General features: G+C 64.5%; 10 protein-coding genes. 6 read left to right on the plus strand and 4 right to left on the minus strand.

Features of this window, described 5'->3' with window-relative positions:
* Window positions 1–31 precede the first annotated feature (31 nt).
* From NKK51_RS13250 to NKK51_RS13265, 4 genes are all read right to left on the minus strand, one after another.
* Window positions 32–886: a MetQ/NlpA family lipoprotein gene (locus tag NKK51_RS13250; RefSeq protein WP_352553230.1), complete on the minus strand. Its 855-nt coding sequence runs from the start codon at window positions 884–886 to the stop codon at window positions 32–34.
* 250 nt (window positions 887–1136) lie between these two features.
* Window positions 1137–2624, minus strand: coding sequence for an aldehyde dehydrogenase (locus NKK51_RS13255; protein WP_352553232.1), 1488 nt, complete (start codon window positions 2622–2624; stop codon window positions 1137–1139).
* Window positions 2621–3814: a cytochrome P450 gene (locus tag NKK51_RS13260; protein WP_352553233.1), complete on the minus strand. Its 1194-nt coding sequence runs from the start codon at window positions 3812–3814 to the stop codon at window positions 2621–2623. Before NKK51_RS13260 ends, NKK51_RS13255 begins: the two co-directional genes overlap by 4 nt.
* Window positions 3815–3870: 56 nt before the next feature.
* On the minus strand, window positions 3871–5319 hold the full coding sequence (locus NKK51_RS13265) for an APC family permease (RefSeq protein ID WP_352553235.1): 1449 nt from the start codon (window positions 5317–5319) through the stop codon (window positions 3871–3873).
* A 173-nt stretch (window positions 5320–5492) separates the two neighbouring features.
* Between NKK51_RS13265 and NKK51_RS13270 the strand changes: the two genes are divergently transcribed.
* From NKK51_RS13270 to NKK51_RS13295, 6 genes are read left to right on the plus strand one after another with little or no spacing between them, the layout of a single operon-like run.
* A complete protein-coding gene (locus tag NKK51_RS13270) occupies window positions 5493–6263 on the plus strand; it encodes an IclR family transcriptional regulator (RefSeq protein ID WP_128305118.1) in 771 nt (256 codons plus the stop codon).
* Entirely contained in the window at window positions 6263–7543 is a 1281-nt protein-coding gene (locus NKK51_RS13275) for a Tm-1-like ATP-binding domain-containing protein (RefSeq protein WP_352553237.1), read from the plus strand. Before NKK51_RS13270 ends, NKK51_RS13275 begins: the two co-directional genes overlap by 1 nt.
* Window positions 7540–8208 (plus strand): HAD family hydrolase, encoded by a 669-nt coding sequence (locus NKK51_RS13280; RefSeq protein ID WP_352553239.1) that lies wholly within the window; start codon window positions 7540–7542, stop codon window positions 8206–8208. The genes NKK51_RS13275 and NKK51_RS13280 overlap by 4 nt, the downstream gene beginning before the upstream one ends.
* A gap of 19 nt (window positions 8209–8227) precedes the next feature.
* Entirely contained in the window at window positions 8228–9577 is a 1350-nt protein-coding gene (locus NKK51_RS13285) for an aminotransferase class III-fold pyridoxal phosphate-dependent enzyme (RefSeq protein ID WP_352553241.1), read from the plus strand.
* Between the two features lie 35 nt (window positions 9578–9612).
* The gene (locus tag NKK51_RS13290; RefSeq protein ID WP_352553242.1) at window positions 9613–10905 is read left to right on the plus strand and encodes an aminotransferase class III-fold pyridoxal phosphate-dependent enzyme; all 1293 of its coding nucleotides are present in this window, start codon (window positions 9613–9615) and stop codon (window positions 10903–10905) included.
* Window positions 10902–11924 carry a phosphotransferase enzyme family protein gene (locus NKK51_RS13295; protein ID WP_352553244.1) on the plus strand — a complete coding sequence of 341 codons (1023 nt, stop codon included), beginning with the start codon at window positions 10902–10904 and terminating at the stop codon, window positions 11922–11924. The genes NKK51_RS13290 and NKK51_RS13295 overlap by 4 nt, the downstream gene beginning before the upstream one ends.
* The last annotated feature ends 19 nt before the right edge of the window (window positions 11925–11943 follow it).

Consider the following 11943-nt stretch of genomic DNA (forward strand, 5'->3'; position numbering starts at 1 on the left):
TCTCGAACCGGGTTTCCGGTCGACGATCGGGTCAATAGGCGCTGAGGCCGGTGCCCTTGTAGACCTTATCGAACTCGGCCTTCACCGCCTCGTTCTGATAGGAGGCGACCAGCGTCTTCACCCAGGCCTCGTTCTCGTTGCCGGCCTTCACCGCGATGAAATTGCGGTAGGGATTGTCGGCGATGGGCTCCTGCGCGATGCGGTTTTCCGGCGTCAGGCCGCTTTTCAGCGCCCAGTCGGTGTTGACCACGGCCGCGTCGAGATCCTCGACCGAGCGGCCGACGATGCCGGCGTCGAGTTCCTTGATCACCACCTTCTTCGCATTCTCGGCGATGTCGGCGGTGGTGGCCAGAATGCCGGTGCCGTCTTTCAGCTTGATCACGCCCTCGTTCTGCAGCACGCGCAGCGCCCGGCCTTCGTTGGATGGGTCGTTCGGCACGCCGACGACCGCGCCCTCGGGCAGGTCGGCGACTGCTTTGTACTTCTTCGAATAGAGGCCGATCGGCCAGACGCCGGTATAGCCGACACGCACGATGTGATAGCCTTGAGTCTTGATCTGGTTGTCGAGATAGGGCTGGTGCTGGAAGGCGTTGGCGTCGATTTCGCCGCGCTCCAGCGCCTCGTTGGGCTGGGTGTAGTCGTTGAACACCACGGTCTCGATGGCGAGGCCCTTTTCGGCCGCCTGGGCAACGACGACGCGCCAGACATCCTCGTCCTCGCCGCTGATGATGCCGACCTTGATCGCCTTCTTGTCCTCGGCGAACGATGCATGCGGTGCCATCAGGCTGCCGACCGCGACGGCCGATGCGAACAGCAGAGCCAGGCCGCTGCGCCGGTTGATGGTTGACCCTGAGGAAGATGGCAAAGTGTTTTTGAAGTCGGACATGATTGATCTCTGCGGTTGTGAAGTCATGCGGCCAAGCGGACTGCCTAGCCTTGATCACATCGTCAGGAATTCTATTGATTTAATCAAAGAAAGCGTTTCGCCGTTCTCGCCAAAGCCAGGAATATTCTCTCAAAAATTCCAACGAAGAGAGAACAAGACGGCGCTCGGCCGACCGCCGCCGGATCTAAGGCGATCCTGGGCATCTCCGTGGGAAGGTCAGATTCGAGGCAGGCCAGCGCCACGGTTGGTCTCAAAGCGCGATCCACGCGGTCTTGAGTTCCAGATATTTCTCCAGCGCGTGCAGCGACTTGTCGCGGCCGAAGCCCGACTGTTTGACGCCGCCGAGCGGCACGGTGATGTCGGCGCCGCCATAGGTGTTGACGTGGACGACGCCGGCATTGATGGCGCGCACCATGCGATGCGCGGTGGAGAGGTTGGCGGTCCACACCGCGGAGGCAAGCCCGTAGACGGTCGAATTGGCAAGCCGAACCGCCTCCTCCTCGGTTTCGAAGCGCATGACGCCGAGTACGGGCCCGAACACCTCCTCACGCGCAAGCTGCATGTCTTGCGTGACGTTCTCGAAGATCGTCGGCGCCATGTAGCTGCCGCCGGTCTCGGTCAGGATCCGCTTGCCGCCGGTGACGAGACGGGCACCTTCTTCCGTCGCCCTGGTGACGAAACCGAGGTTCTTGTCCAGCTGTTCGGCGCTCGATACCGCACCGATGTCGCTGGCGAGATCGAGCGGATCGCCGACTTTCAGCTGCGTCGTTGCCGCGACAAGTTCGTCCATGAAACGGTCATAGACCGACGCCTGGACGAGCAGGCGCGAGCCGGCGACGCAGACCTGGCCGGAATTGCGAAAAATGCCGTTGGCCGAGACGACCGCCGCCTGTTTCAGGTCGGGAGCATCGGCAAAGACGATGTTGGGCGACTTGCCGCCGAGTTCGAGGAAGGCGCGTTTCAGGTTGGAGCGAGCGGAATATTCGAGCAGCCGTCGGCCGACCGGGCCGGAACCGGTGAAGGCGATGGCGTCGACATCCATATGCAGGCCGAGCGCCTCGCCGGTAACCGAACCACGGCCGGTGACGACATTAAGCACACCGGCGGGAAGTCCGGCCTCGCTTGCCAGTTCGGCCAGCCGCAGCAGCGTCAGCGAAGCGATTTCCGGCGGCTTGACCACCACGCAATTGCCGGCGGCAAGCGCCGGCGCAATCTTCCAGGCGCCGATCATCAGCGGAAAATTCCACGGCACGATGACGCCGACGACGCCGAGCGGCTCCTTGTGGATCAGTCCCAGAACATTGTCGGCCGTCGGCGCGATCTCGCCATAGACCTTGTCGATGGCCTCGGCGTAGTAGCGGATGGTGCCTGCCGCCGAGAGCGGTTCGGCCTTGTAGGCCATGCCGATCTCGGTGCCATTGTCGCGCACGCCGAGCACGGCGAGCTCGTCGGCATGCTTTTCGACCAGCTCGGCGAATTTCGTCAGCACCTTCTTGCGAAAGGCCGGCGCTGATCGCGACCACGAGCCCTTCTCGAACGCCTTGCGCGCCGACTTCACGGCGCGGTCGATATCGGCGGCGTTGCCGTCGGCGATGCTGGCGAAAGGTCGGCCGTCGATCGGCGACGTCACCGGCAGGCTTGCGCCGCTTGTTGCCTCGATCTGCACGCCATCGATGAACAGGCCCCGCGCGCCGATCTCCGTCCTGCGCAGCGTGTCGATGGCACTCTGACTGATCATGGGTGACGGACTCCAAGGGAAACATGCAATGTGGTTGGCGCGCGGAATTCCCAGCCGCGAAACACCGGTTCCTTGCCCTGCACAAGGCTGAGATCGGGGAACCGCTGGAGCAGCAGTCTTACCGCAAGGCACATCTGCTCACGCGCGAAGAACCGGCCCGAGCAGAAATGATGGCCGAAGCCGAAGGCGGCATGATTGCCTTCGTCGCGGTTGATGTCGAAGCGGTCGGGATCGGCAAAGCGGCTCTCGTCGCGGCTTGCTGAGGAGACGAGTGCGGCGACGGCGGCACCGGCTGGAATCGTCACGCCGCCAAGCTCGACCGCCCGTGTCGTCTGCCGCGTCTGCGTGCCGATCGGCGCCACCCAGCGCAGGCCCTCGTCGACCGCTTTGGGCACGAAGGTCTCGGGATCGGCGAGCACCTGTCGCAATTGCTCGGGATGGGCCAGCAGGCCGGCGAGGATCGAGCCGGCGCCATGTCCGGGCTCCTGCATACCACCGAGCAGGATGACCTTGATGCTCGGCATCAGGAAGTCGATTGGCCGCGTCGTGCCCTCCGGCATGCCGTCATGCAGCATATGCGACAGCGCGGAATCATCCGGTGCGTGGACAAGCCTTTCCAGCGTCGGCAAGATGGCGTCGCCGACCTCGGCGCTGATCGCGTCGGCGATCTCCTGCCGCTTCGGGTCGTTCTCGAAATTGATGGCGCCCTGGGCAAGGCCGTAGAACCAGCGGCGCAGCGTCGGCATCTCGATGTCGGCAAGGCCGAGCGAGCGCGCCAGGCTGAGCGTCGACACCGGCTCGAAATAGTCGGCCATTAGTTCGGCCGCACCCTGTTCGGCGATCCGGTCGAGGTAGGGCTCGGCGATCGATCGTACGAGGTCGCCGGCATAGGCGGCGACGGTGCGCGGCCGGTATTTCGGGTCGACGCCCTGTCGCAGCTGTTTGTGCGTCTCGCCATCGGTGGTCAGGATGGTGGGCTTGCCGAAGGAGCGCTCGACCGGCGACGAGCCGACGACGGCGGAGAAGATGTCGGGCGACTTGGCGACGCTCTCGACATCCTTCCAGCGGGTGACGAACCACAGATTGACCGCCGGCACGAAAGCGACAGGCGCGCTGCGCCTGAGCTCTGCATAGATCGGGTAGGGATCGGCTTCCAATGCCTCGACGGTGATATTTTCGGCAAAGCTCAAATCCGCCACTCCCCTTGGTGTAAGGGGCGGCGTGGCACGCCGCCCCTTTGCTTTTCTCAATCTTTCAACGGCTGGCCGAGGTTTTCGAAGGCTATGGGATCGCGGCTCTTCAGCGCGCTGGCCAGCAGCAGGCCGACGATCGCGGCGATCAGCACCAGCCCCGGCAGGAACACACCGAGAAAACCGCCGGCCCCGGACAGGCTGCCGAAATTGATGACGATCAAGTAGATGATGATGACGAAGGCGATGAAGGTCAGCCCGGGCAGGATGGTGGTCTTCATCGCGTTCTCCTGCGTCGATGGATTGGCGCGGAAGAACATCACCACGGCAAGCGAGGCCACCGCCATCATGACGATGACGCCGAGCGTCGCGACATTGGTCAGCCACGAAAACAGCGCCAGCACCGGATCGAGGCCGAGCACGGCGAAGAGGCCGACGACGACCGCGGCGAGCACGCTCTGGATGATGGAAGCGACATGCGGGCTCTGGTGCACCGCATGCGTCACGCCGACCGTCTGCGGCAACAGTTTTTCGCGGCCCGAGACATAGATATAGCGCGCAACCGCATTGTGGAACGCCAGCACGCCGGCAAACAGGCTCGACACGAACAGGATGCTCATCGCCTGCGACAGCATCGTGCCGGCGTAACGATCCGACAGGCCGAACAGGAAGGTCGTCGGATCCTGCAGCCCTTGCAGCGTCGGCAGCAGCTTGTCGACACCGGCGCCGACCGCCATCAGCCATGCCGTGAGCATGTAGAAGACACCGATCAGCACGACCGAAAAATAGGTGGCGCGCGGAATGGTGACCTTTGGATCGCGGGCTTCCTCGGCATAGATGGTCGTCGCCTCGAAACCGATGAAGGCGGCAAAGCAGAACAGGATGGCGATGGCCGGCGAGCCGCTGACGATCTGGCTCCAGCTGAATGGCGCCGCCGACAGGCCGCTGTCGCCGCCGGTCTTGAGGATGGCGATGTCGAGGACCAGCACCACAAGATATTCGCACAGCACCAGCACCGTCAGGATCTTGGCGGAGAGGTCGACCTGCCGATAGCCGAGCACGGCGACCAGCGCGATGGCGATGAAGCTCCACACCCACCAGGGCAAATTGATGCCCCAGCCGGCGAACAGGCCTGATGTCGCGGCACCGAGCAGGCCCATGACCCCGATCTGCATGGCATTGTAGGACAGGATGGCGATCAGCGCCGTGGCGCCGCCGGCCATGCTGCCGAGGCCGCGCGCGGCATAGGCATAGAAGGCGCCGGCATTGCCGACATGGCGTGACATGGCGACATAGCCGACCGCGAACAAAAGCAGCAGCAGCGTCACGATCAGATAGGTGCCGGCAAAGCCGGCGCCATTGCCCATCAGCATGCCGAGCGGCGTGCCGCCGGCGACGGCCGTGAGCGGGGCGGCCGCCGAAATCACCATGAAGGTGATGGCGCCGACGCCAAGACTGTTCTTGCGCAGCCTGTTGGCCGGCGCCTGTTCTGCAACTGCTGTCATTGATCCCTCCTGTTTGCAAACCCTCAGGCTCGCCGGCCGAATGGCCTGTCCCATGCACTCTGGTGGTCGGTTCATTATTTGAACTGTTATTTTGAATATAGACTTGCAAACAATGCCGATGCCTGTCAAGTTAATTCACACGTTAAATGATTGTCCCGAACCGGGAGGCAAATTTGAGTACGGTCGGAAAAGCGATCTCGCTTCTGGAGCTGTTCAGCGTCGACGAGCCCGAGCTCGGCCTGTCCGATCTGGCGCGCCGCTCGGGCTTCGACAAGGCGACGACAAGGCGGCTGCTGGTTGCGCTGGCCGGCCATGGTTTTGTCGAGCAGGATATCGGCACGCGGCACTATCGCCTCGGCGCCGGCCTGTCGCGGCTGGCGCGCATCCGCGAAGCGCGCTTTCCCTTCCTGCAGACGGCTGTTCCGCTGGTGCGGGACTTGGCGGCATCGACGGCCGAGACCGTGCATTTGTCGGAATTCGGCGTCGACAGCCTGGTCACCGTCCATGTCGAGCATCCGGCATGGGCGAACCGGGTCAACATCGACATCGGTCAGTTGCTGCCCCTGCATTCGACCGCGTCGGGCATCGCCTATCTGGCCTTCGCCCGCGACGAGACCGTCAAGGCATGCCTGACGGGTTCGCTCGACGCTTTCACGGCCCATACGCTGATCGAGCCGGCCGCAATCTCAAGATCCACGGGCGAGGCGCGCGAGCGCGGCTATTCGATCTGCGACCAGGGCTATGAGGAAGGTGTGATCAGCGTCGCGGCGGCAATCCGCGGGGCGGATGGCTTTGCGCTCGGCACCATCGCGGTGGCGGCGCCAAAGGCCAGAACGACGGCAGCCGCGATCGCCGAACGGGGACTTGCCGTGAGGGAGGCGGCACGGGAGATTTCCATGCGCCTCAACGGCGAAAACCTGCAAATCTTGAGGAGGCAGGCCTGATGCCCTCGGAGACAGCGCCCCGCATCCTGGTCATCGGCACCGGCGACACAAAGGCCGAAGAGCTGCTGTTCATGAAACAGTGCATCGAGGCGTCGGGCGGCAGCGCCGTGATGATGGATGTCAGCGTGCTGGGCGACCCGCCCTACAGCCCGGACCACGACAAGCACGCCGTGGCCCGGGCTGTAGATGTGACGATCGCCGAGATCGTTTCGAGCGGTGATGAGAACACCGCCATGACGCTGATGGCCGGCGGCGCCGTGCAGCTGGTGCGCAAGCTCCATCAAAGTGGCGAGATCGACGCGTTCATTGCCATAGGCGGCTCCATGGGAACCGATCTGGCGCTCGACGTGGCGCTTTGCCTGCCGCTCGGCGTGCCGAAATTCGTCGTCTCGACCATCGCCTATTCGCATCTCATCCCGCCCGAGCGCGTCGCCCCCGACCTGATGATGATCCTCTGGGCGGGCGGACTGTACGGCCTCAACAACATCTGCAGGCTGGTCCTGTCGCAGGCCTGCGGTGCGGTCGTCGGCGCGGCTAAAATCGTACTGGCGTCTCGCGCGTCGGCGCAGGCACCGGGGCCGACCATCGGCATGACCTCGCTCGGCAGCAGCTGCCTGCGCTACATGAAGACGCTGAAGCCGGCCCTGGAACGGCGCGGCTATGACGTTGCGGTCTTCCACACCACCGGAATGGGCGGCCGCGCCTTCGAATCGATCGCCGGCCAAGATCATTTCTGCGCGGTCTTCGACTTCAGCCTGCAGGAAATCACCAATCATCTCGCGGGATCCGTCGTCAGTTCCGGCGCCGACCGGCTGGAGAATGCCGGCGCTCGCGGCATTCCGCAGATCGCCGCACCCGGGGCGGTCGACATGGTCGATCTGCCGACCTGGCAGGATTTGCCGGCTAAATTCTCGACGCGGCCGTTTCATGCCCACAACAGGCTGATCGCTTCGGTCACCGTCGATGCCGACGATCGCCGCCAGGTCGCCAAGACCATCGCCGCCAAGCTCGGTGCCGCGAAAGGCCGCTCCGCCTTCATCCTGCCAACCGGAGGCATCCAGGAATGGGACGTGCAGGGCGAGCCGCTCTATGACCCCGAGGCTCTCGCGGCCTTCACTGACGAAATGCGCAGGGCTATTCCCGCCGGGGTCGAGTTCCACGAGATCGACGCTCACATCAACAGCGACGACTTCGTCGGCAAGGCGCTCGAGATCTTCGACCGCTGGGTCGAGGAAGGCATCGTCCCGCGCGGCAAGCCGGCCAAGGGAGTGGCAGCGTGAGTGCTGTTCCCGCCCAGGCGCTTGTCCTCGATTTCGGCGGCGTCGTCACCCGGACCCTGTTCGAAACGCATGCTTTGACCGAACAGGCGCTCGGCCTTGCGCCTGGAACGCTGCAATGGCGCGGGCCGTTCGATCCTGACAGCGATCCGCTGTGGCGCGCGATGCAGGCCGACGAGATCAGCGAGCGCGACTATTGGCGCACCCGCACTCATCAGGTCGGCCGTCTGGTCGGCGAGGACTGGCAGGCGATGGAAACCTTCGTCCGGCGCGCGCGTGGCGCGGAGCCGGAAAAGGTGGTGCGGCCCGAAGCCGACAGCGCCATTCGCACGGTGCATGCGGCCGGCTTTCGACTGGCCATCCTGTCCAATGAACTCGACCTGTTCTACGGCGCCGACTTCCGCCAGCGGCTGCCGTTGCTCGGCTTCTTCGATGTGATCACCGACGCCACTTACACCGGCATCCTCAAGCCCGATCCGCGCGCCTATGCCTTGGTCACCGAGGCGCTCGGCCTGCCGGCCGGCGCCTGCGTCTTCGTCGACGACCAGCGGCGCAATGTCGATGGCGGCTGTGCCGCCGGCATGCGCACGGTTCATTTCGACGTTGCTCACCCGGCCCAATCCTATGCCGAAGCACTCGGCCATTTCGACCTCGTTTCAGCAGCCTGAGATTTTGCGGAGCCCTTTCATGCGCGACATCAATTTTCTCACCGAAACCAACGCCAAGCCGATCTGGCACCCAATGGCGCATCCGGCCGAGATGCGGGCCAACCCGCCAAAGGTGATCATGAAGGGCGAGGGCGTGATGGTCACCGACATCGCCGGCAACACCGTGCTCGATGCCGTCGGCGGCCTGTGGAACGTCAATCTCGGCTACAGCTGCGACCCGATCAAGAAGGCGATCGCCGACCAGCTTGGCGCGCTGCCCTATTATTCCGGCTTTCGCGGCACTTCGACCGGACCGTCGATCGAACTCGCCTACGAACTCTGCGAATGGTTCGAGCTAGAAGGCATGGTGCGGACCTTCTTCACCTCGGGCGGTTCGGACTCGGTCGAAACAGCGCTGCGGTTGGCCCGGCAATACTGGAAGATCCGCGGCCAGGCCGACCGGACAAAATTCCTCGCCTTGAAGAAGGGCTATCACGGCACGCATTTCGGCGGCGCCTCGGTCAACGGCAACGCCAATTTCCGCCGCAACTACGAGCCGCTGCTGCCCGGCGTCTTCCACATTCCCGCGCCCTGGACCTTCCGTAACCCGTTCGACGAGACCGATCCCGCGCGGCTGGCAAAACTGTGCGCCAAGGCGCTGGAGGACGAAATCGCCTTCCAGGGCGGCGACACCATCGCCGCTTTCATCATGGAGCCGGTTCTCGGCGCCGGCGGCGTCATCGTTCCGCATGAGAGCTTCATGCCGCTGGTGCGCGAGATCTGCGACCGCCATGAAATCCTGCTGATCGCCGACGAGGTGGTGACGGGCTTCGGCCGTACCGGCGCCTGGTCGGGCTCGCGGCTGTCGGGTGTGAAGCCGGATTTCATGACCATCGCCAAGGCGATCACCTCGGGCTATTTCCCACTCGGCGCCACGCTGATCGGCGGCAAGGTAGCCGATGTCTTCGAGGCCGACAAAACCAGCTTCGGCGCCATCGGCCACGGCTATACCTATTCCGGCCACCCGGTCGGCTGCGCGGCGGGTCTGGCGGCGCTTGCCGAGACCAAACGGCTGCGCCTGAACGAGAACGCGGCGGCACGGGGCGTCGAACTCGCGGCCGCGCTGGAGGGGCTGAAGGCGAAACACTCGATCGTCGGCGATGTCAGATACAAGGGCCTGATGGCGGCGCTGGAACTGGTCTCGGACCGTGCCACCAAGAAGCCTGCCGACAAGAAGACCATGGCCCTGGTTTCGGAGGCGGCCTATGAGGCCGGTGTCATGCTGCGCGTCTCCGGCAACGCCATCATCCTGTCGCCGCCGCTCATCATCACCGCCGCCGACGTGACGAAAATCGGCGAAGCATTGGATGCAGGCCTGTCGAAGGTCTGACGGTTTAGTGGATGGAACGGAGTTTCGAGATGCAAATGGCTCAATCGCAGGAAGCTCTGGTTAGCCGGCGTTCCCGCCTGCTCGGGGGGAAATCGCAATTGTTCTATGATGAGCCCGTGCACCTGGTGCGCGGTGAAGGCGTCTGGCTCTACGATGCCGACGGCCGCAAATATCTGGACGCCTACAACAATGTCGCGCATGTCGGCCACTGCCACCCGCATGTGATCGAGGCCTTGTGCCGGCAGGCAAGCCTGCTCAACACCCACACGCGCTACCTGCACACCGCCATCCTCGACTATGTCGAGCGGCTGACCGCGACCTTCGATGCCAGCCTGTCGACCGCCATCCTGACCTGCACCGGCAGCGAGGCCAACGACATCGCGCTGCGCATGGCGCAGGCCGCGACCGGCCGCATGGGCATCATCGCCACCGACGCCACCTACCATGGCAACACCACGGCGGTTTCGCAGCTCAGCACCCGCATGCCGCCGGTCGGCGGCCGCGCCCGCAACGTCAGGCTGGTGCCGGCGCCCGACAGCTATCGCCATCCGGATGCGATGGCCAACGGCAAAGCCTTTGGCGACGCGGTGCGCGAAGCCATCGCGTCGCTGGAAGAGAACGGCATCGGCCTGTCCGGCATCATCCTCTGCCCGCTGCTCGCCAATGAAGGCTTTCCGACGCTACCCAGCGGCTTCTTCGACGGTGCCATGCGCGCGGTGCGCGACGCCGGAGGACTGGTCATCGCCGACGAGGTGCAGCCCGGTTTCGGCCGAACCGGCAGCCATTTCTGGGGCCACCAGCGCGCCGGCTTCGTTCCCGACATCGTCACCATGGGCAAGCCGATGGGCAACGGCCACCCGGTCGCCGCCGTGGTCACCACCAAGGAGATCCTGGCGACCTTTCGCAACGCTTTCCGCTACTTCAACACCTTTGGCGGCAATCCGGTTTCCTGCGCGGTGGCGAATGCCGTTCTCGATGTCCTGGAACAGGAGAACCTCATCGCCAATGCGCGCGACGTCGGCGCCTATGCGCTCGGCCTGCTGCGCCCGCTGGCCGATCGCCATGAATGCATCGGTGAGGTCAGGGGCGCCGGCCTGTTCTTCGGCGCCGAGCTGGTTCACGACCGCGAGACGCGCGAACCCGCGCCCGACCTTGCCGAGCAGGCCGCCAACCGCATGCGCCATCGCGGCGTGCTGATGGGCAAGACTGGTATCCACGGCAATGTGCTGAAGATCCGCCCGCCAATGCCGTTTTCACGCGACAATGCCGACGTCCTGATCGGGCTGCTTGACGAAGTGCTTGGTGAAGTCGGCGGAGTGAAGGCGTGAGCGCTGTTTCCGCGCAGTCCGAGCCCGAGACGGCAGCCGATGTCACGGCGCTTGCCAGGCGCGCGCTCGCCCATTGGGGTATCCGTGAGTGTGAGCCGGAGCTGCTGAAATTCCGCGAGAACGCGGTGTTTCGCGTCATCTTGCCAACAGGCCAGCCGGCCGCCATGCGCATTCATCGGCTTGGCTATCACACGGATGCCGCCCTGCGCTCGGAACTGCAATGGATGGGCTTTCTGCAATCGGCCGGCATCGCCACACCCTCGCCGGTCGCCACGCCGGCCGGCGATCTGTTCGTGCTCGTCAGCACAGCCGCTTCTACGCAGCCCCGGCAAGTCGATTGCTTGAGCTGGCTGGAAGGCCGCGCCGTCGGCGCGCGAGGCGTGCCGCTGGATTTTACGCCCGAGCAGGCAAGACAGGTCTTTACCGCGATCGGCCGAACCATCGCCCACATGCACAATGTCACGTCTGCCTGGACGCCGCCCGCCGGCTTTGCCCGCCATGCCTGGGATTTCGACGGCTTTTTCGGTGCGAACCCGAACTGGGGTCGCTTCGAGACCTCCCCCTTCCTCGACGGCCCTCGCCGCGAGCTGGTTTTCCAGGCGCGGGAAAAGGCCGTGAAGGCGCTGTCGGAGCATGAACGCAGCGCCCGCAATTTCGGCATCATCCACGCCGACCTGGTGCGCGAGAACGTGCTCGTCCATGACGGCGCGACCCGCATCATCGACTTCGACGATTGCGGCCATGGCTGGCACATGTACGACCTTGCCGTCGCGCTGTACCAGAACCGCGAGGAGGCGATCTATCCGCTGATCGAGGCCGCTCTGCTCGACGGCTATCGGCAGGAGCGGGAGCTGACGGCGCGCGACATCGCCGCGCTGCCGCTGTTTTCGGCCTTGCGCGCCTTCGCCTTTCTTGGCTGGGTGCAGAGCCGCGTCGAAGGCGACATCACCAGGGATGTCGGCATGCGCATGTCGGCCATCGCGGCCGATGTGGTGATTGCCTATCTGCGTGGGGAATAGGCCGATCGACAAGAACTGG

The sequence above is a fragment of the Mesorhizobium sp. M0011 genome (assembly GCF_040324155.1).
Taxonomy (GTDB): domain Bacteria; phylum Pseudomonadota; class Alphaproteobacteria; order Rhizobiales; family Rhizobiaceae; genus Mesorhizobium.